15 protein-coding genes are annotated in these 21,469 nt (G+C 61.7%); 13 read left to right on the forward strand and 2 right to left on the reverse strand.

The features are described 5' to 3' along the window. The 13 genes from E5334_RS03225 to E5334_RS03285 all read left to right on the forward strand — a co-directional run bounded on the left by E5334_RS03225 (position 1) and on the right by E5334_RS03285 (position 18,747). The gene (locus E5334_RS03225) at positions 1-555 is read left to right on the forward strand and encodes a holo-ACP synthase (protein ID WP_136012187.1); all 555 of its coding nucleotides are present in this window, start codon (positions 1-3) and stop codon (positions 553-555) included. A 4-nt stretch (positions 556-559) separates the two neighbouring features. After that, a complete protein-coding gene (locus E5334_RS03230; RefSeq protein WP_136012188.1) occupies positions 560-2,206 on the forward strand; it encodes an NAD(P)H-hydrate epimerase in 1,647 nt (548 codons plus the stop codon). A gap of 5 nt (positions 2,207-2,211) precedes the next feature. Continuing rightward, positions 2,212-3,420 (forward strand): alanine racemase, encoded by a 1,209-nt coding sequence (alr, locus tag E5334_RS03235; RefSeq protein ID WP_136012189.1) that lies wholly within the window; start codon positions 2,212-2,214, stop codon positions 3,418-3,420. 12 nt (positions 3,421-3,432) lie between these two features. Beyond that, positions 3,433-4,041 carry a uracil-DNA glycosylase gene (locus E5334_RS03240; protein ID WP_136012190.1) on the forward strand — a complete coding sequence of 203 codons (609 nt, stop codon included), beginning with the start codon at positions 3,433-3,435 and terminating at the stop codon, positions 4,039-4,041. Then, complete coding sequence (gene tsaE / locus E5334_RS03245) at positions 4,042-4,560, forward strand: tRNA (adenosine(37)-N6)-threonylcarbamoyltransferase complex ATPase subunit type 1 TsaE (RefSeq protein WP_136012191.1); 519 nt, start codon at positions 4,042-4,044, stop codon at positions 4,558-4,560. It begins immediately after the preceding gene. Positions 4,561-4,689: 129 nt separating this feature from the next. Then, entirely contained in the window at positions 4,690-7,146 is a 2,457-nt protein-coding gene (gene tsaD, locus E5334_RS03250; RefSeq protein ID WP_136012192.1) for a tRNA (adenosine(37)-N6)-threonylcarbamoyltransferase complex transferase subunit TsaD, read from the forward strand. A gap of 261 nt (positions 7,147-7,407) precedes the next feature. Next, positions 7,408-8,112, forward strand: coding sequence for a response regulator transcription factor (locus E5334_RS03255; RefSeq protein ID WP_265591912.1), 705 nt, complete (start codon positions 7,408-7,410; stop codon positions 8,110-8,112). Positions 8,113-8,200: 88 nt separating this feature from the next. Next, on the forward strand, positions 8,201-9,601 hold the full coding sequence (locus E5334_RS03260) for a sensor histidine kinase (protein ID WP_136012193.1): 1,401 nt from the start codon (positions 8,201-8,203) through the stop codon (positions 9,599-9,601). 270 nt (positions 9,602-9,871) lie between these two features. Beyond that, positions 9,872-15,682, forward strand: coding sequence for a DUF11 domain-containing protein (locus E5334_RS03265; RefSeq protein ID WP_136012194.1), 5,811 nt, complete (start codon positions 9,872-9,874; stop codon positions 15,680-15,682). A 190-nt stretch (positions 15,683-15,872) separates the two neighbouring features. Next, on the forward strand, positions 15,873-16,892 hold the full coding sequence (locus tag E5334_RS03270) for a LacI family DNA-binding transcriptional regulator (RefSeq protein WP_167604278.1): 1,020 nt from the start codon (positions 15,873-15,875) through the stop codon (positions 16,890-16,892). A 358-nt stretch (positions 16,893-17,250) separates the two neighbouring features. Further along, positions 17,251-17,937, forward strand: a complete 687-nt coding sequence (alsE, locus tag E5334_RS03275) for a D-allulose 6-phosphate 3-epimerase (RefSeq protein WP_136012196.1) — start codon at positions 17,251-17,253, stop codon at positions 17,935-17,937. Between the two features lie 164 nt (positions 17,938-18,101). Then, on the forward strand, positions 18,102-18,416 hold the full coding sequence (locus tag E5334_RS03280; protein ID WP_136012197.1) for a PTS fructose transporter subunit IIB: 315 nt from the start codon (positions 18,102-18,104) through the stop codon (positions 18,414-18,416). A 22-nt stretch (positions 18,417-18,438) separates the two neighbouring features. Continuing rightward, the gene (locus E5334_RS03285) at positions 18,439-18,747 is read left to right on the forward strand and encodes a hypothetical protein (protein ID WP_275438902.1); all 309 of its coding nucleotides are present in this window, start codon (positions 18,439-18,441) and stop codon (positions 18,745-18,747) included. Positions 18,748-18,806: 59 nt separating this feature from the next. On the opposite strand, the gene E5334_RS03290 is transcribed toward E5334_RS03285, so the two are convergent. Both E5334_RS03290 and E5334_RS08750 read right to left on the reverse strand, forming a co-directional pair. Beyond that, on the reverse strand, positions 18,807-20,036 hold the full coding sequence (locus E5334_RS03290) for an ATP-binding protein (RefSeq protein WP_136012198.1): 1,230 nt from the start codon (positions 20,034-20,036) through the stop codon (positions 18,807-18,809). A 449-nt stretch (positions 20,037-20,485) separates the two neighbouring features. Continuing rightward, positions 20,486-21,310 (reverse strand): C39 family peptidase, encoded by an 825-nt coding sequence (locus E5334_RS08750; protein WP_275438903.1) that lies wholly within the window; start codon positions 21,308-21,310, stop codon positions 20,486-20,488. Positions 21,311-21,469: the final 159 nt, after the last annotated feature.

A 21,469-nucleotide genomic window follows, 5' to 3' on the forward strand; every position in this document is an offset into this window, starting at 1 on the left:
ATGGCATTTGCTGGCGTAGGCGTAGACCTGGTAGAGATCGCGCGCATGGAGGAGGCCATCTGCCGCCGCCCCCGTCTCAAGCGCCGCCTGTTCACCGACGCCGAGCGCGCCTACTGCGAGCGTCGCGCCCGTCCCGCCGAGCACTATGCGGCTCGCTTCGCCGCCCGCGAGGCGGTGCTCAAGGCCTTGGGCACAGGTTTTGTCGGCATGGGTTTCAAGGACGTGGAGGTGGTGGTGGACGAGCGCACCGGCGCCCCCTCCGCCCGCCTTTCCGGAGCCGCCGCGGCACGAGCCCAAGAGCTCGGGGTACAAGAGGTAGCGCTGTCGCTTTCCCACACCCGGGAGGTGGCGGTGGCCAACGCCGTGCTGGTGACGGAGTCTGCGCGCCCTAAAGCTGCCGAGAAACCCGACCCCAAGCGAGAGATGGCCGCCTCGTTCCGCGAGGCCCGCTCCATCCTGGACGAGCTGGAACGCGTCTCAGAAGACGGGCTCCACTCCCTCGAGACCTCCTCTGAGGCCTCCCCATCGCACCCTGCCTCCCCTCCAAAGGAGTGATCCCATGCAACCTGTGCTCAATATCGAGGACGTACGTCAGGTGGAGCAGTCGCTCACCTTGGAAGGCGTGAGCTTGGCCGAGCTTATGCGCCGCGCCGGTCATGCCGTGGCCCAGGAGGTGCTGGCGTCCCGTCCCCAAAGGGTCGCCATCCTCTGCGGCACGGGCAACAACGGCGGCGACGGCTGGGTGGCCGCCGAACGCCTCCATGAGGCCGGGGTGGCCGTGCAGGTGGTGGCGCCCCAAGACCCCCAGGATCTCAAGAGCTCGCTGGCCCTTATGGTGGCCAAGAGCGCGGTGGCTGCCGGCGTGAGCTATACGGTGGCTCCTAGCACCGACGAGCTGGCGGCGCTGCTCTCCTCCTCAGACGTCGTGGTGGATGCGCTTTTGGGCACCGGTTTCCACGGCGCCCCCGCGGCCCCCTTCGACCTTTGGATCCAAGAGGTCAACCGCACTTCTGCCACGGTGGTGGCAGTGGATGTGCCCAGCGGCCTTTCGGCCCAAACCGGCCATGCTCCCGGCCAAGCGGTCTACGCGGACACCACGGTGACCATGATCTCCCTCAAGCCCGGCCTCATCTCCGGTCGCGGCCGCGACCTTTGCGGCTCCATCGTGCTGGCCCCTCTGGCCTCGCAAACCGATCGCCTGGTGGTCGAGGCAGACCCCGTGGCGTGGCGCTGCGACGCCCAGGACTATCTGGAGGTGCTGCCCTGCGACACCCAGGATATCGACAAGTACTCCCGCGGCTCGGTGCTGGTGGTGGCAGGCTCTTTGCGCTTCCCCGGCGCGGCCATCATGGCAGCCCAGGCGGCAGCTCGTGCGGGCGCCGGCTACGTGACGCTGGTGGTGCCCGACCGCGTCGCTACCGTCTGCCGCACCCACCTCTTGGAGATCCCCGTGGTAGGCATGCCCTCTACGCCCGAGGGGCAATTCTCGGTAGAGGGAAAGGCCCAGATCGTGTCCATGGCAGAGAAGGCCTCGGCCGTGCTTTGCGGCCCCGGTATGGGGGTGAGCGCAGACACGGTGGCGGTGACCTCAGCGCTTTTGGAGTGCTCGCGCCCCCTGGTGCTCGATGCCGACGCCCTGAACGCCCTGGGTCGCATGACCACCAACCGCCTGGACAACTTCCCCGAGCTCATCCGCCGAGAAGCCCCCCTGGTGCTCACGCCCCATCGTCGGGAGCTGGGACGCATTGCCGGCACCCCCAACGATCCCCCCGATTCATTGACGGCGGCCCTGGAAGCGGCGCGCCGGGTGGTCTGGGCCGACGGCGGCACCGACATCTGCGTGGTGGCCAAAGGCGAGGCTACCGGCTGCGTGGGCGTGGAGATCGCCCTTCTGCCCAAGCCGGGCCCTGCTGCGCTGGCAACTGCCGGCTCGGGCGACGTGCTGGCGGGCACCATGGCGGCCACGCTGGCCCGCGGCTTGGAGTCCAACGAGCTTCTGCCCCTTCTGTGCGCCTATGCCTGCGAAGTCCATGGGTTGGCGGGCACGCTGGCCGCCGAGAACTGCGGCAGCCGCGGAGTGATGGCCTCTGACGTCATCGCCTGTCTGGGGCTGGCCTCAGATGCAATGGAGGAATCGGTGTCCATGGCGGTGTCGGGCGCAGCCCAAGAGGGCGATGCGGCTCACCCGCAGGTCTCAGGGAGGTAAGCCTCATGGCGGCTGGTTATGGCTCTTCTCGGTATGGGGAGGCAGAGGGCGCGCGCCCCTCGGTCGCCCGGTGCCCTGAGACGCGCTGGAGCTGGGTGGAGATCGACAGAGGCGCGCTTCGCTCCAACGTGCGGGCCTACAAGAAGCTCTTGGGCCGCAACACCAAGATGATGTGCGTGGTCAAAGCCGACGCCTATGGCCACGGCGCGGCGGTGTGCGCCCCCATCATGGCCTCTGCCGGGGCCGACGCTTTCGCGGTGGCCACGGTGCAAGAGGGCATCGAGCTGCGTGAGTATGTGGACAAGCCCATCTTGCTGCTCTCTCAGCCGCCCCAGGAGTCCATCCCAGACCTTTTGGCCTATGGCATCATGCCTTCGGTCTACACCATCGAGTTTGCGCTGGCCTTTGGAGAGTACGCCGCCAATGCGGGAGCTCAGGGCCGCTATCATCTGGCACTGGACACTGGCATGACGCGCATTGGCGTGCGCTACCAAGATGCCGTGGACTTCAGGCGCGCCGTGGACTTCCACAGCGGCCTGGTGTGTGAGGGCACCTTCACTCACTTCGCCACCGCAGACGTGGTGGGCGACTGGGACTGGGAGCTTCAGCGCGCGCACTTTGACGAGGCAGTCGCCAATCTGCGAGAGGCGGGTTTTGATCCGGGGCTGGTGCACTGCGACAACACCCCCTCGGTGGTGCTGCACTCAGACACCCACTACGATATGGTGCGCGTGGGAGTGGGGCTCTATGGGCTTCACCCTTGCGACGCCTCTGAGCCCCTCGTCGATCTGAAGCCGGTGATGAGCGTGCGGGCGCGGGTGACGCGGGCTCAGTATCCGCCGGTAGGGGCCGGGGTGTCCTACGGCATGACCTATCGGGTGCCCAAGTCTTCCATCCAAATCGCCACGGTGCCCCTGGGCTACGCCGACGGCTATTCGCGCACCCTCTCCAACAAGGCCGACGTCATCGTGGCCGGCCAGCGCCACCATCAAGTGGGAAACGTGTGCATGGACCAGTTCATGTTTGCCGTGGATGTGAACGAGAACCGCTCCTATGCCCCCTCTGCCCCGGTGGAGGAGGGCGACCTGGTGACCATAATGGGCGCCGACGGTCGCGAGCGCATCTCGGCAGAGGAGCTGGCAGAGCTTCGCGGCACCATCAACTACGAGGTGGTCTGCGACTTTGGCCTGCGCCTGGAGAAGGTCTACGTCTAGGAAGGAGCATCCATGCTGGAGATTCCCGGATACCCCTCGCCGGCTCCGGGGCAGGTGCCCTTGGAGGCTATCCGCGCCGAGCTGGGGGATTGCCATAGGTGCCCTCTGTGGGAGACCCGCACGCATATCGTCTTTGGCGACGGCAACCCCCATGCCCGGGTCATGATCATTGGGGAAGCTCCGGGCAAAAACGAGGATCTCCAAGGCGTCCCCTTTGTGGGCGCCGCAGGCAAGAAGCTGGACGCGCTGCTAGAGATCGCGAACCTGCGTCGCGACGAGGTCTATATCGCCAACGTGCTCAAATGCCGGCCGCCTTCAAATCGCGACCCGCGCCCCGAGGAGATCGCCGAGTGCAGCCCCTTCCTGCGTGAGCAGATACGCTCCATCTGGCCCGAGGTGCTGGTGTGCCTAGGCAACTTCGCCACTCGCTTCGTCCTTCATACCGAGAAGGGCATCACCGCGCTGCGCGGGCGTTTCTATGAGACGGGGCACTTCCGGGTGCTTCCGGTGTTTCACCCGGCTGCCGCCATCTACGACCGCACCAAGCAGGCCTTTTTAGAAGAGGACTTCGCCCTGTTGGGCCAGTGGCTGGCCACCCACGAGCCGCCCCAAGGAGCTTAAATGAGCGATCTTACCCGTCCTAGCGACAGCTGCTACCTGAGCACTTCTCCTTTCGCCACCCAAGAGTTAGGGGTCCTCCTGGGCCGGTGTGTGCGCGAGGGCGACCTGGTGATTCTCACGGGGGATCTGGGTGCCGGCAAAACCAACCTCACTCAGGGAGTGGCTCGGGCGTTGGGAGTCTCTGAGCCTGTGACCAGCCCCACCTTCAACATCTTGGCCATCCATGAGGGGGACGACCTCACCCTCTACCACTTTGACCTCTATCGCTTGGAGGATGTAGACCAGCTGGGCGATGCCGGCGTTCTCGATATTGCCGGCGTCGAGGGCGTGAGCCTGGTGGAATGGGGCGAGCCCTTCGCACCCCTGTTGGGCGATGACCGTCTGGAGGTCGCCATCTCCCGCGTGGGTCAGGGGGCAGGGGAGCCTGCCCGTCAAATTCAGGTGACCGGCTGCGGTGAGCGTGGCCGCGCGCTGGCTCAGGCCTGGGACAAGGCCGTGGCAGATGCCCCGTCCTCCTAGAGGTCAAGCCGGGTAAAATGTGTGACGGCTCTGGTGCAGGCATTGCCGCCAGAGCCTGCTAGTCTCAGGCGGGCTGCCTTGTGCGCCTGTCTGGCGTCGTTCTGTCTCTTTGAGCATCCAGGAGCCCCCATGGATTTCCCCCTTTCTTCCTATGTGCTGGCTTTCGACACCTCCACCGACGAGCTGGCCTGCGCCCTGGGCCGCTTCGACGGCCTCGATCCTCACCCAGGAGCTGCAGCTCAGGCGGGGTGTTTCTCGGTAGCGGCGGAGTCTGACTTTGCCTGCCGCCGCCAGGCCAATGTAGAGCTGGTCCCCACATGCCAAAAGCTGTTGGACGAGGCCGGCTGTGTCATGGACCAGGTGGCGGGCATCGTGGTGGGCCGAGGCCCCGGCTCCTTTACCGGTGTGCGCATTGGCATTGCCACCGCCAAAGGCCTGGGTTGCGGGCGCGATTGTCCCGTGATGGGCGTTTCAACCCTTGATGCAGTGGCATGGCGCGCCTGGGAAGCCGGCGTGCGCGGTTTGGTGGGCGTGGTGGGAGACGCCATGCGCCATGAGGTTTACCCTGGTCTCTATGGCATCGATGATGCCGGCGTGACCAGGTTGTTCTCGGTGGAGACGGTGCTCAAGGCCCCCGAGGCCCAAAAGCTCTGGGCTCTCCGTGCCGACGCCCAAGATATCCAGCTCACCGGCGACGGCCTCAAAAAGTACGCCGACCTCTATCGCGAGGCTGGCCTCACCCGCTTGCTGCCCCAAGAGCTCTGGGCGCCTTCGGGCGCCTCGCTTCTGCTGGCGGCTTCGGCGGCGCTTGAGGCCGCGGCTGCCGAGAAGCACGCGCCCTCAGAGCTTACAGCTCCCGGTGAGCTCCCGGGCCATCCGGCGCTGGTGCTGCCGGTCTATACCAGGCTCTCAGATGCCGAGGAAAACGAGCTCAAGCGCCTGGGGCTTTCTGAGCCTGCCACCGCTGCCACCACCGGCTGCGACGATGCGCTGGCCGATCGTCATCTGCAGCTGCGTCCCATGTCGGTAAACGACCTGGAGGCGGTCTCGCTTTTGGAGGATGCGGTCTTTGCGGGCAGCGAGCATACCCCCTGGAACCAATCGATGTTTGCAGAAGAGTTGGGTCAGCCGGGGCGATCCTGGTGGGTGGCTCATGATGAGGGCCAGGTAGTGGGCTTTGCGGGCGGAAGACTGGCCGGCGACGACCTGGAGATCCTGGACGTGGCGGTGTCTGCCGCGCGCCGCCGCGAGGGTATCGGCGCGCGCCTTTTGGCCCGAGTGGCCTATGACGGCCAGGTGCTGGGGGCGCGCAGCTCCTCGTTGGAGGTCTTCTCGGCCAATGGCGGGGCCCGGGCGCTCTACGAGTCGCTGGGCTATAGCGAGGCCGGCGTGCGTGCCGACTATTACGGTACCGGTCAAGATGCGGTTATCATGACGGCGGCGCTCCCGCTTTCGGTAAAGCCTGCCGACGATAGGCCGGATCCCACCTCTCAGGTGGCTCCCTGGCCGATGGAAGATCTGGGCCGCAGCAGCGAGGCCGCCAAAGCCGTCCTGGCAGCTCAGCCTCTTATTTTGGCTATCGAGAGCTCCTGCGATGAGACCGCCATGGCCGTCATCGACGGCAGCGGCACGATCTTGGCCAACGTGGTGTCCACGCAGATCGACTTCCACGCGCGCTTTGGCGGCGTGGTGCCAGAGATCGCCAGCCGCAAACATACCGAGGCTATCGTGGGCGTCTACCAGGAGGCGCTGGAACAGGCGGGCACGGCGTTGGGCTGCGGCAGCCTTCTGGCTTCAGATCTGGCGGCGGTAGGCGTCACGCAAGGCCCCGGGCTGGTAGGCGCCTTGGTGGTGGGCGTGGCCTTTGCTAAGGGGCTCTGTGCAGGAGCCGGCCTGCCTCTCATTGGGGTGAATCATCTGGAAGGCCATCTTTACGCCAACCTCTTTGAGACGCCGGATCTTAAGCCGCCCTTTGTGGCCAGTCTGGTCTCTGGCGGCCATACCATGTTGGTGCATGTGCGTGATTGGGGCGACTACCAGGTGTTGGGCGAGACCATCGATGACGCGGTGGGCGAGGCCTTTGACAAGGTGGCCAAGGCGCTAGGCCTGGGCTATCCCGGCGGCCCGGTCATCAGTCGCTTGGCTGCGCAGGGAAACCCCAAGGCCATCGCCTTTCCCCGGGCCATGCTCCACAGCCACGACTATCGCTTCTCGCTTTCGGGATTGAAGACGGCGGTGATCACCTACATCGAGGGCGAAAACGCCGCTGGCAGACCCATCAACCTGCCCGATCTGGCGGCCAGCTTCCAGGCGGCGGTCATCGACGTGCAGGTGGCCAAGGCGCTCGCCGCCGCAGAAGAGTGCGATGTGGACGACTTTTGCGTGGGTGGCGGAGTGGCTGCCAATCCGGCATTGCGCGAAGCCTATACTCGGGCGCTGGGCCAGCGAGGGGTGCGTGTCACGCTGCCGCCGCTTTCTGCCTGCACCGACAACGCGGCCATGATCGCCCTGGTGGCCCTGCGGGAATACCGAGCGAAGAAGTTCGCCCCGCTCACCATGGACGCCGACCCCAACTGGAGTCTCTAGCCTTAAAAAGCGTGGGGTAAGAGGTGTGCCGGGACTGCCAAGGGTGCAATTATCGGCAACGGTAGATGCGATGAGCTGGCGCCCCTTAGGCACACCTATGGTTCACAATGTTGTAAACATTTCTCATTTGAAGCTATGTGAAGGGGTTTACCCGCATCTTTCGGTTTCGTAAGACGCGCGTAATGAGGGGCCTTTGGCTGTTGCGTGCTTCTACACTTACATTGCTATGTAAAGCTGAAGCACGACAGAAAGGGGAAGCCAATGTCTCTGGAGCGTCCTCTGGTGTTAGTAGCCGACGATGATGCGGCCATCGTCGAGCTTGTGTGCACCCTCGTGCGCGCTGACGGCATGGATGCCATTGGTGCCCGCGATGGGCAAGAGGCCCTGCGTCTTTTTGCAGACTGTGGTCCTGACCTGGTGATCCTTGATCTTATGATGCCCGTCATGGACGGATTTGAGGCCTGCGAGCAAATCAGGCACCTTTCGCCCGGCGTGCCCATTGTGTTCTTGTCGGCCAAAGACGGCGAGTCCGACAAGGTCGTAGGCCTCACCCTTGGGGCCGACGACTATGTGACCAAGCCCTTCCGTCCTCGAGAGCTTATGGCCAGGATCCATGCCCGCTTGCGCGCGGCTCGCATCCAAGACCCCGACCGCCCCGAGCTCTCTGTGGGAGCCTTGGAGCTTGACCCGGTGAGCCACAAGGCGCGTCTGCTGGGCAAGGAGCTGCAGCTCACACCCACCGAGTTCAGGCTGCTGCAAGAGCTTCTGCGTGCTGGCGGCGAGCCGGTCTCGGTGGGGGAGCTCTTTGAGCGCGTGTGGGATGCGCCCGCAGACCAGTCGGCTAAAAACACCGTTATGGTGCATATCCGCCGCCTGCGCGGCAAGCTGGAGCGGGTGGATGCTTCTGAGGAATACATCCAAACGGTCTGGGGCGTAGGGTATCGTGTGTTGGGGGATGTCCAATAGGCATAGCGATAGGCTCCTGTGGTTGAGGGCGCGCACTATGTCTTGAGGGCTTTTGCCTGTCATCGACCGCGTAACCAAGGGAGCCCCTGTGAACATCCACAACAATCCGCAAACGCGCCAGCTATCTCGCTCGCTTTGGCTCAGGCTGGCCCTGATGGTGGTCGTCTGGTCGCTCTTCTGTGCGCTCTTTGCCCTCACCACCCAGGACTTTTGGCATACGGTGGGCGAGGCGGTGGCCCGCACTCAGTCCCCTTGGCAGCAGTACTCCACTGCAGACTATAACGCGCTGGTGGAGCACGGCCTCTTTAACGGCGAGCGCGAGTATCAGGTCCAAATGATCTACGACGCGGCGGGCGAGCCTACCTACTATGTGCGTGACATTACCATCTACGAGCAGTTGCGCGCCCTCAAAGGGCCGCTGGCGCTGGGTGCCTATCTGCTGGGCCTCTTGGTGATAGCGGGGTTGGTGCTTCGCCGATCCATTGGGTATTATGCTCAGCTTACGGGCGCAGTGGCGCAGCTGGTGGCAAACCCCGAAGATCCCGTGCGTCTCTCAGACGAGCTCTCCGTCACCGAGCAAGAGCTCAACCAAGTGCGCTGCCAGCGTATTGCTGCCGATAAGGCGGCTCACGCCGCCGAGCATCGCAAGGATGAGCTGGTTACCTACTTGGCCCACGACCTGCGGACGCCTATGACTTCGGTGATAGGCTATCTCGACCTGCTCTGCGAAGCTCCAGAGCTGCCGAATGACGCCAAAGAGCGCTACATCGCCATCGCCCGCGATCGCGCGGTGCGCCTGGAGGGCCTGGTAGAGGAGCTTTTCGAGATCACCAGGTTCAACTTGCAGACCATCCCCTTGGAGCGCCAAGAGGTGGATCTGGCCATGTTGGCCGAGCAGGTTGCCGACGAAGCCTACCCCGATGCTTGCGACCACCATCTCACTATCAAAGTGACGGCTCAGGAGGGCGCGATCTGCTCGGTAGACCCTGAGCGCATCGCCCGCATGTTGGGGAACCTGCTGCGCAACGCGGTGGCGCATGCCACGCCTCACACAGAAATATCGGTGGCGGTGACCTGCACTTCTATGCCTCAAGGACCCAATGTGCCTGCGGTGATGACTCCGGCTCCTGGCGCCCCGGCGCCGCCTGCCGAGGCTGAGGCCGCTGCCATGTCGGCTGCGGCGCCCATGAATGGCCATGACTCGGAGGGCGCCGCTTCCCGGGGCCCCGAAGCGGTGGAGCTTGCGGTGGCAGACCACGGCCCGGACATCCCGCCCGAGCTCATTCCCCACGTCTTCGAACGCTTTGTGCGCGGTGACGAGTCACGAGGTCAAGAAGGTGGCACGGGCCTGGGCCTTTCCATCGTCCAGGAGATCGTGCAAGCCCACGAAGGCCTGGTCTCGGTGGAAAGCGGTGGAGGCACCACGGTGTTCCGCGTCTTTTTGCCCAAGGCTCCCTTCCTTGGCAGCGATCCCGGCGCCCAGTCATAGCCCCTGTTGCCGTTAATCGAAATACATAAATGTAAAAAAGCCTGGAGAGATGCAATGAAATATATAGATAAAGATCGAATACTAAGCACGGATACTTCAAGAATAAGATCAAATAGGACCCTGGTTACCAAAATAACGTTCGAGTAACCTCGTAAAATGACAGTTGCATAATGAAGGGACCAACTTTAACATCCTTACAGCATAAATTAAGGAACATGGGCAACCTGTGTACCAAAAGAGAGAATATGCAAGGGTGTTAAAGGGGGACTAATGAAGAACCCACTCGCACAACGAATGATCACCGGGCTCTTGACTCTCATTCTGGCGCTGGGATCTGGGCCAGGCGTCACTTCGGTGGCTTGGGCGCGCACGCTTACCGAGGCTTCGGGAGCCGCGTCTCTAACTCAGGAAGCGTCTCTGCCCCAGGAGACGGAAGAGCCAGAAGACTTGGCTGCCGAGAAACCCGAGTCCTCGAACCAGGAAGAGACTCCTGAGGTAGAGGAGACCTCCCTGTCGGCAGAATCTGAGGCCCCTGCCCAGCTCACGGTATCTGACGAGGCGCCGGCCCCAGCAAGCCAGGAGCCTCTTCGCCGCGACGGCGCCTGGGTGGCTGCGGGCGACTTTCAAGTAAGCGGCGGCACTGCGGGCGTGGACTTCCAGTTCACCGCACCCACGCTGCACATCCTCACCTCCACACCGCTCACGGTGAAAAACACCAACAGTGCAGTGGCCACAGCCCACAATATCGAGGTCAACGCTGGCGTGAAGGCTGACCTTACGCTGGCAGGCGTCAATATCTCCTGCGATGCCACGTCGCCCATCAATATGGTCACCAACTCCATGGATACGGCGACAGGGCAGAAGGCCGTGCAGGCCAGCGAGATCCTGCATCCCACCAAGCTTCATCTGACCCTTGCCGATGGGTCTATCAACACTCTTATCAACACTCACAATGGAGACTATAACGGCCGTGCCGGCCTGCGCGTAGGCTGGGGCTCGATCCTGGTGATCGACGATTCCATCCGCAATCTGGATACGAGCAATGCAATCGTGACGCCCTTCAACGGCATGGTGGCTCAAGATGTCACCCTTATTGGCGGCCAAAGCCTCAAGGCAGGCGATCCCCTGACCAAGATGGATGCGGTCAATCCAGGCTCATTGACGGTGACTGGCGGCGCCCACTCGGCAGGTATCGGCGGCGGCAATAAAGAGAACGCCGGCACCATCATCATCAACGGCGGCCGCATCACTTCTCAGGTGCAGTACTTCAATGGCAGCGGCAGCTGGGGATTGCCCAACGGCTCTGGAATCGGCGGCGGCGCCTGTGGCTCTGGCACCATCATCACCATCAATGGCGGCAGGGTTGAAGCTACCGGAGGTTCGTGCGGCACAGGTATCGGCGCGGGATTTGGTTATGTGTCTACGAGCACGGGAGCAGCTGGCCACGTTTCAGGATCTGCATTGCCTGATGCCATTGCCATTCCTGAAGACGGCACCAATGCCAAGGCGTTTACCTATAGCTATATGGGCAACGGCCCGTTCACGCGAGACAGCACTGTGTCTGCGCAAGATGGCAATGCGCCCTTTAACATGCAGTATCCCAACAATGCGAACTTCATGACGGTGGCGGGCGACATCTCCATCAACGGCGGCTATGTTATTGCCAATGCTGCCTACCACGGAAACGCCATTGGCCAGTGCTGCGCCCACGGCGGCGCTTCCAACGAGGGGCACGTCATTCGAGTGACCGGAGGTACGGTCATCTCTCGCGTGCGCAACAAGACCTCTTCCGATCCTTACATGTATGGCATTGGCGCACGCAAAGGCTATACCATCGTGACTGGCGGTTCGGTACTGGTGGAGGACCGTCCTGGTACCACAAGCCCCATGTTCCAAGGTTTGGGAGACACTGCCTACAACACTCAGAATGTCGCCAACTGGGACGACGTCATTCGCGAAGCGGGCGGAGACCCCCTCACCTCAAGCGCGCGCCTGAGCGACAACGACAAAGTGCAGATGGTGGCCATCGACCTTTCTGGCGAGTTTGGCAGCGGCGAGAACAAGACGGTGCCCATCACCAAGTGGAAGCTGGAGATCAACAACTTCGAGCAGAATTACGGCTCTCCCTCTTATCTGGATGACGGCAAGCTCTATCTATGGCTCCCCTTGAGCGCCAAAGGCCAAAAGGTTACCGTGACGCTTTCCTATCGCGACAATGCCGGTGTTGAGAAGAACATCGAGCCTCTCTACGTTGAGGAGGTAGGCGGCGGCTCCCTGCTCAAGCGCTACATTGACATCGATATCGACAAGCTCACACCAGAGGAGCAGGCCTCGTTCGGCAGGCTCACCAAGCCCTATGACGGCGAGCCTTTCGAGACCCTCGACGTTTCCAAGACTCCCATCAACACCACTGGATTCGAGGAATCAGGCAAGGTGCTCAACGATGCCTCTGCGGTGAGCGTCTCTTACCAGCAATACAACGAGCGTGGCGGCAGTCCCTTGCCTGGGAGCAGCGTCATCACCACGGGCTCCATGCCCGCAGACACCGGCATCTTCAAATTCGAGCTCATCTCCAAGCAATACGCCAAAGAAGGCACCGACTTTGGCAAGAGCTATTGGGGCCACCGCATCGCCGGTTGGTCCGAGATCACCCCGGTCCCCGCAGTGCTTACGGTGAACAGCGTGCAGTGGGGCTACTTGGATGAGGCCACGGGCGACTGGCAAGAGATCACCCAGAACGAGTCCGACGAGGGCAAGGCAGGCAACCGCCTCAAGCTGGACTTCACCATTCGCAGCGCCAACACAGAAGCGCTCACCTGTGCCTCTCCTACCGGCTCCTTCCAGGTGTCCATCGATGGCAAGAACGTGGGCGACCCCATTCCCCTCACCCAAGATGCTTTCAAGGCCTCGGCCTATTCCACTTTGACACACGACGACATGGCAGCCACGGGCCCCGACGGTTCTACCCAGACGCGCCATGGCACCCAGGCGGTCTACTACCTCGACCCCTCCAACCGCGACGGCCTGCTTCAACTGCTGAAAGGTGCAGCATCGGGTGGCGAGCACAAGGTCAACATCGAGTACCTCGCCGATAAGAACTACATCCAAGGCGCCGATAAGAACCCCGAGAACCAAGATGACGGTACCGCCGTCATCGTGCCCGTGACGCCTGAGAGCGAAGTGACCGGCGACGGCGTCACCATCACGGACACGCCTACCGATTCCGCCGATCCCATAAAGCCCTCGGATCCCCATGACCCGGATTATCCGGTGGATCCCAACTGGCCCTTCAATCCCTATGACCCAACTGACCCGACCAATCCTTTGAAGCCGTCGAACCCCTCAGATCCCTCAGATCCCCAAGACGACTTCCCGGTGGTGCTGGTTCCCGAGCAAAAGACCAAGATCGTGCGCAAGACCATCAATGCGTCCTATGGCGCATTCCATGACCCTCAGGATCCTGAGAAGCCCAGCACTTTTGACCTCAAGCTGGAGTCCAGCTCCTCGGCGCCTATCTCCTACTACAACGTTAATCCTGCAGTGGTGGACTTTGCGCGCAGCGAGGACGGGGAGCCCCAGCTGGACGAGAAGGGCAACCTCAAGATCTCCGTCAACAGTTGTGGCACCACCGTGCTGGTGATGGACCAGGGCGCCAATGCCTTCTACAACGGCACCCGCTACATCATCACGGTGAACATCGCACCCGACCCCACCCTGCGCCCCAAGATCCAGGTACGCCTCACCTGGCGCAATCTCACCGCCATGGGCGAGGCAGGCCAGGAGACCCCTGTGGCCGCGCGTTTCTCGGCATTGAAGTTCGCTCCCGCCCCCACATTTGTCACCGGCGAGCCTTCGCTCGCTGAGACGTTGAAGGCCCGTGCGCCAGAGACTGCTACCCAGGCCAACCGCGCCGATACGCCGCCGCGTCCCGGCGACACCATCGAGTACACGGTGTCGGGCCTCAATATCACGCCCGGCTCGGCCTGGAAGGCAGGCGAGCTCATCGACACCATGCGCGAGCACCTCAAGTTCAACGACAACAGCGTGGAGTTGGCTGCCAACTACCCCACCCACAGCGACAAGACCTATTTGGGAACCGCCGCGTTCTACCAGGGGTTCGACTGGGACTCCCTGGACTGGAAGGATGTGGCCCCCAAGTCCGACGCCCAGCAGGACGGCTATGTCTTCGCCAACGATGCGGTGACCAAGGGCATCGGCGTGGTGTACGGCGGGCAGTCCACCTCGGTGCGCTTCACCGCCCAGGTGCAGCCTGGCTCGGCCAACCGTCCCGGCGAAGAGGAGGGTCTGAAGACCCTCAAGCCCCAGCACGACGCCTCTGGCAGCTTTGGCAAGAGCGGCGACGAGTTCCAGCCCGGTGATGACCCCGCCACGCCCCTGACGCCGCTCACCAACGCCGACATCCAGGTGATCGACGACAACGGCTACGCCCAGGTGCCCAGCGACCCCTCTGACCCTACCAGCCCTCTCAAGTGGGAGCCGCTGCCTGGCAACCCGGATCCCGACGGCGCGCCTGCCGGTGACCCCGCGCCTTCTGGTGAGACCCCCATCATTTCTGCTGATCCCAAAGACGGCTCACTGGTGACCACGGTGAAAGTGGAGAATACCGAGAAGATCGAGCAACACGAGGATGATCGCACGCTGGTGGGCGACAAGCTCAAGGTGACTGCCACAGCTTCCAACACTGAGGCAGACACCAAGCTGGCAGATGCCGTCATCAAGGTGGTGGTGCCCGAGGGCATCGAGCCCATCCCTGGCACCCTGCGGCTCACCGATGCTACCGGCAAGGTCTACGAAGTGCCCGACGGCGCCTACAACCCCAAGACAGGCACCATCGCAGTGACCGCTGGCGACATCTATGGTGGAGAGGCCGCTCAGCTCACCTTTGACGCCGAGGTCCTGAGCACCAAAGAGACCCGCCGCGACCAGGATCCCCAATATCCTGACCGCCCCCAGGACCTGCCCATCGACGCTTCCACCTATGGCGACACGCCCACGGAGGAATGGCGCAACCAGCATCGCGACGACGATGACGATCCCGGTTCTGAGAATCCGGGCGACAACCCTGGCGGCGAAGACCCTGACAGCCCCGGTGGCGGTGGCGATAACCCTGGCGGCGGAGATGACAACCCCGGTGGCGGTGACGATCCCAGCAACCCCGGCGACAACCCCGGCGGCGATAAGAAGCCTTACGAGAAACCTACGCCTGGCCAGCCCTATGATCCTGAGGACCATGGGACCACCTGGGATGAGATGGACGAGGACAAAAAGCAGTCCGGCCCCACCTCCGATCCCGACGCCATGCCGGTGCTTCCGGCAAGCCCCCAGGTGGACAAAGACGAGTCCAAGAGCGACATCAAGATCTCCAAGGAGGCCCAGAACCTTTCGCGCGACGACGGCGCCACCTATATCGGCGACACCGTGGCCTATACCGTGGTGCTCTCCAACAGCAAGCCCCATACCGCCTGGTACAACGCGGTCATCCGCGACCCGCTGCCTGAGGGCCTGGAGCCGGTGGCAGGGACCATCAAGCTCGTCGATCCTGCGGGCGCCGCTCACGATGTGCCTGACAGCGCCTATAATCCCGAGACTCGCCTGTTGGCGGTAAGCGCAGGCACGCTTTTGGGCGGCACTCAGGCGACGCTCACCTTCCAGTGCACCATCACCGAGGACGCCCTGGGCGCAGACATCGGCAATGTCGCCGAGGCTTCTGGCGAAAGCCCGGCTGGCGTCACCATCGACGCCAATACCGGCGCCCCTCAGACCATCGAGCCAGGGCAGCGCTTCGATCCTCCTGGGGGCTGGGATGAGTATCTGGAGAGAAACGGCTCCATCTCCAACGCCTCGCTACCCGCCTACGCCCCCGGTACCAGCGCTTCCCAAGGGCCACTGACCACCCAAACTGCCGAGAAGCCCGCCCCTGCAAAAACCCAAGTTGTGCCCAAGGGTTCCCACATCGTGCCCACCGGCGATCAGGACGCCTATCTGCCTCTGACTCTGGGCGTCATGGCGCTCCTTGGCGTGGCGGCTGCCACCGTCTTGCTGGTAAAAGAGCGTCGTTAGGAGCAGCTGAGAGGGCTTCTCGGCAACGAGAAGGCCCAGGTTAACCTGACGCCCACATCCCAAAAAGCCCCTGTTGCCTAGGCAACAGGGGCTTTTGGCGTATAGGGTGTCTATAGAGGTGGGGGAGTACCCAGAGAAGGCCAAGCTTGCTAACATGAGTAACCGATTACACAACGCCGTAAGGAGACCTATGGGCCGCACTGTGACTGTCCGCGATATCGCCGAGAAGTGCGGGGTCTCGGTGGCTACGGTTTCGCGGGTCATCAATAACAACGGGCGCTTCTCCCAGGAGACCGAGCACCGAGTGCGCGCGGCTATCGAGGAGCTGGGCTATCAGCCCAATCAGATGGCCCGTGCCCTGCGCGCACGCCGTACCGACGCCATCGGCGTCATCGTGCCTTCCATTGCCAACGAGTTCTATTCCTCGGTGATCCTGTCGCTTCAAGGAGAGCTCTTTGACGAGGGGTTCTCCATCATCATCTACAACACCAACGGCTCGGTGGAGATGGAACGCCAGTGCCATGCCCATCTGGCGGCCCAAAATGTGGCGGGGATCATCTCGGTGAACAGCCATGAGGATGTGCGCCTGGCCCTGGACCGCCCGGTGCCCACGGTCTACATCGACCGCTTTTTAGACCCAGACGAGATGGGCTCCAACGTGGCCTCGGTCTCCTCGGACAACTTCGCCAGCGGCAAGCTAGCGGCAGAAGAGCTTTGGGCCAGCGGGAGCCGACACCCGGTGACCATCACCCCGCGCCCCGACGCCCCCGTCACCGAGATGCGCACCTCCGGTTTTGTGCGCGGCCTGAAAGACCTGGGCTACGAGCTTCCCGCCGAGTCCATCTTCACGCCCCAGGTCACCGGCTATGAGACCAGCCGCATCATGACCGAGCGCCTCATCTCCTCCGGCTACCCCTTCGACGGCATCTTCGCCCAAACCGACTGGGAGGCCATCGGCGCCCTGGAGGTGCTGCGATCCCATCACATCCGCGTGCCCGAGGAAATAGCCGTGGTAGGCCACGACGACATTATGATCGCTCAGTTTGGCCGGCCGCCGCTTACCACCATCCACCAGGACGCCGCCCAGATTGGCACACGTACTGCACACCTCATCCTCTCCATGGTCCGAGACGAGCCCATCGAGAGCAACTCGATTCTCGTACCGGTGGGCCTCGTACGCCGCGAATCCACCCGCCGAGCCGATCTCTAACCGCTCTCCTTTGCGCGCATCCCACCCATAGCTTGAGCCTTTGGCGAAAGGGCTTCTTAGCATCCATGCCGAGAGACCCTTCCCTCACATCCAGTGCTTCTACCTGCACCGATGCCTGCGAGCGGGCGTCTTTGGCCGGTGAGCGGTGGGGCAAAATCGTTTGTTGACAGCTCTATGGGTAACCGTTTACTCTCAATATCAACCAAAGAGTAAACGATTACTCATTCAGCCTAAACGAAGGGCAGAATGTAAAGGCGGTCTCAGTGGTTTTGTATTTTTAGCGAGGTAGACGCCTCGCTTCTTTTTACGACTAGTGAGTAAACGATTACTCGTACGCTTGACGCGAAAGGACTCTCTCATGGCTCAGCCGCAGATCGCCCCCTCCCTCATGTGCATGGATGTGAGCCAGGTAGCTCACGACGTGGAATCTATGGATCGCAGCTTCGACCTCTATCACGTGGACATCATGGATGGGCATTTTTGCCCCAACATGGCGCTGACCCCGCAGTTTGCCAACAGCCTGCGCAAGATCACCAACTTGCCCATAGACGTGCATCTCATGGTGGAAGATCCCGCCATGTTCGTGGAGATGCTGGAGTTGGGACCTCAAGACTCCATCTCCTTCCAGGCCGAGACCATCGAGCGCAATGCCTTTAGGCTGTCCCAGCGGGTTCACGATAAGGGCAACAGGTTTGGCGTGGTGTTGAGCCCCTCTACGCCTCTCTCTGCCATCGAAGGCTATAAGGAGCGCATCGATATCCTCACTATCATGACGGTGGACACCGGCTTTGCAGGTCAGCGCTTCATCCCCGAGATGCTGGCCAAGATCGAGGCGGCCAAAAAGATGAGGGACGAGGCGGGCCTAGGCTTCCAGATCCAGCTGGATGGCCAGTGCAACGAGTCCACCTTCCGCACGCTCTACGACACCGGCGCTGACATCCTCATTGTGGGAAGCTCCGGGCTGTTCTCCTTGGCAGAGGACATCGACGACGCCATCGTGAGCTTCAAGGAGTCTTTCGAGGCCAAGACCGGGGTGGCTCTTTAGCCCTGATGCTTGAGCCACCTAAAGGCGCACCTATCGCCACAACCTATCGCGTGCATGGGAGCACGGCAGCTTGAGATGCCGGGGCTCGAAGGCACTGCGAACTCAGAATAAATAAAAAATACAAACAACAAGTGCAATCAATCACGAGACGCTTAGGAGACACCATGAACATCGTTGGAATCACTGCCTGCACCGTTGGCATCGCCCACACTTACATCGCTCAGCAAAAGCTCATCGATGCAGCCCAAGCTGCGGGCGACAATGTGCGCATCGAGACCCAGGGGACCATCGGCATCGAGAACCAGCTTACCGATGAGGAGATCGCTGCTGCAGACATCGTCATTCTGGCAGTGGACGTGAACGTTTCTGGCCAAGAGCGCTTTGAGGGCAAGCGCGTGGTGAAAGTTCCTACCGAAATGGCCATCAAATCGCCCAACAAACAAGACGGTCTACGCCTTTACTCTCACCCTGCAGGCTGAGGGTATCAATGGTCCGGTGACCGTGCTGCAGCTGGCTAACACCGCAGTGCCCATTGGCTTTGGCTTTGCCTACCTGGTCTCCAAGGTCATGCGCAAGCACATCTACCGTGAGGGCGAGATCGAGACGCTGAAGTCTGCGGTGCCCATGGGCGTAGTGAACATTGTGGAAGGCATCATCCCCATCATCATGAACGACCTGGTGCGCGGCATTGCTGCCTCTGCCTGCGGCGGCGCAGCCGGCGGCGCGGTGCTCATGACTCTCACTCAGGGTGCGGGAGCCACGGTACCCTTTGGCGCTTCCAACCTAGTGCACCAACGCTCGCCCCCTTAAGGCCTCCGGCTTTAAGGGGGCGAGCTTTTCTCGGCAGGGATGTGCCGACAAAGATGCGTTTACTGGCCTAGCAGCCAATCGCAGATGTTGGTAATGACGATGCCTTCTGAAGTTGTGCCGGTACCCAAGCGATCGGTGGTGAGGAGGAGTCGGGGATAGGCATCGGTGAGACGGCGCAGGGGCTCTAGCTCGCGCTGGAGGGTGATCTCATCGGCTACTGACCAGCTCACTTGCACATAAAGGCGCTCGTCACCGCGTGTGGCAACAAAATCCACCTCGGCGTTGGGCAGTGCTCCGACTCGTGGTGTCCAGCCATGGCGAAGCAGTTCGTTGAGGACCACGTTTTCCAGCATGAAGCCGCGATCCTTAGTAGGGTCAAACCCATTGGGTAGATTGCGAAGTCCGGTGTCACAGGGATAAAGCTTTCGCAAAGGACGAAGTACTTCTTTGCCCCCCACTCCTGTTTGGGGGCAGGGAGTCACGACATAGGCCTGTTCAAGGGCTCGCAGGTAGGAGTCTACGGTCTCAGGGGAGACCTTGCGTCCAGTGCTTTTTAATACATTGCATATATTATTTGCAGAAACTAGATTGCCCGAGGTAGAAAACGTAAACGCGATAAGCCTATTGAGCAGTTCCAGATCCCGGATGTGTCCATGGGTGGCAACGTCATTGAGTACCACAGTGTCGAAGATGGCGCTAAGGAGCGCTCGACGCTCATCAATGCTTGTATGAGGAAGTCGAGCTAAGCCTGGCATGCCGCCAAAGAGGAGATAGTCGTTGAACAGCTCGTCTGTAGTAGCTTTTTCACCAGCGCTCTGGCGAAACGCCAGATACTCTTCGAAGGAAAGCGGCATCATAGAAAGCTCGACATAGCGTCCCGCGATGAGGGTGGCGAGGTCTCCCGAGAGCACGTGGGCATTAGAGCCAGTGAGAAGGATTTGAGTTTGAGGGAGCGTTTGAAGCCTGCGAATAGCTTCCTGCCAGTGCGAGACTTCCTGGATCTCATCTAATAACAGGTAGAAGGGGTGAGCTTTGGAGGCCTCTTCAAGCCTGGGGGCCACTATCTCAAGCAGCCACTCGGCGGTGGGGTGTAGAGGCGTCCCGTATTCGTCAAACCCATGTTGATAGATGTTGGAATCAGGGACGCCCGTTTTCCTAAGGCGTTCAGCTGCCAAGTTAAGCAGGGAGGATTTGCCGCAGCGACGCACGCCAGTGATGACTTTGATTTCCTCAAGCTCCATCAGTTGGGTTAGGCGCTCTTCATACTGGGGACGAGGGACGAGATTCATGGGCTCTCCTGAGGTAGGGTTTATCGGTTGTAGCCGATAAACCCTAGTATACTGACTAGATTTACGGTTGTAGCCGATAACTTATCCTATATACATTAAGTCTTCGGGTGTAATCGAAAAGACGACCTGCAATCATGGAGTTTGCGGTTATATCTAAAGACTTTGCTGTCCGCATGTCCCCTTCTTCCGGTCCTCAGGTTTAACGCTGGCATAATGGGAGGCGTAGTCGTGCTGCAGGTGCGTGTGATCAGCCGAGCAGGAGAGCAACGAGATCAAAGGGGCGATGCCCATGGATCTCTTGGCACTGGTGGCCTCGGTGCCGCTGCTTTGACGAGTTGTCCCGCGAGGGCCGAGTAGTGCGCCGCCGAGGCGCTGTAAGAGGTTGTAGGGTTTATCGGCAAGAAGGTTTATCGACAAGGAAAGCCGTGGCGAGTCGGAACGCCCGTGGCTTATCCAGTTGCCGAGAACGACCACAACCCGCGCACCTGGCTCAACGTGCGCTCCAAGTCCCAGGATTGCTGGGAGCGGGGCTCGGAGTTGGGATCCATGACGCGGAGCTGGCCGGCGTCGTCGATGCTCGCGAACACAATGAAGTGGCCGCTGGAGGTGAAGTCGCCAGGCCCCATGGAGGCGATGAGCGGATGGCCGCAGGAGAGCTCTTGCTGCACTGCGTGGGGATCGGCGGGGATGGTGTGGGACGTGAGGCCCAGGGTGGCGGCGCCGGCGTCCATGAGGGTCCAGGCGGTGAGGCCGTCGATGATGTGGCCGTCGCGGGTGGCGAGCGCGGCAGCGTCTACCGGCGTGAAGTCGGTGTTGCCGGTGAGGGCGATGTAGACGGCCGATAAGCAGGTAGGTCCGCACCCGGAGGTGCCGATGGTGGCGCCGGCGTAGGGCTTCTGGGACCAGGCGGGATCGGTTTGGTAGAGATGGGGCACTGTTCCTAGCCGCCATTGGCTGGCTGGATCGCTAATCCAGGCTCCCTGGGAGTCCCTGAGAGCAGAGGTTGCGCAGCTCAGAACCCCCACAGCAAGGAGAAGCACGAGGACGGCGGCTATAAGGGGTCGCAGATTTCGGCGCAGGCGGGGTACCAGTGACCAGATGCGGGCTTTGGGATGGGGGTGTTTCTCGGCAGGCTTTTTTGCAAGGTAGGGATTGGCAGGGAAGTAGGGCGCCCTAGGGAAGTCTGACCCAGCCTGTGGGGAGTGCGGATGAGCCTGGGACTTTTGCCTGGTAGCAAGGGTAGCAGGGTGAGTGTAGGGCGAGCGCCTCTCCATAGAGGCCTCCTTACGACGTGGTGGCGCTTCTATGGTGGGCGTAAGGCTTGTCCTTGTCCGTGACGGCGGCCTTACGATTGCTCACAAGTTCGTAAGGAATGGGGAGCTGGATTATCCGGAGGCTTGTAGGTCTGCCAATCTGTCCGGTGTGGAAGATAA

The organism is Muricaecibacterium torontonense (assembly GCF_004793925.1).
GTDB classification, from domain to species: Bacteria; Actinomycetota; Coriobacteriia; order Coriobacteriales; family Atopobiaceae; genus Leptogranulimonas; species Leptogranulimonas caecicola.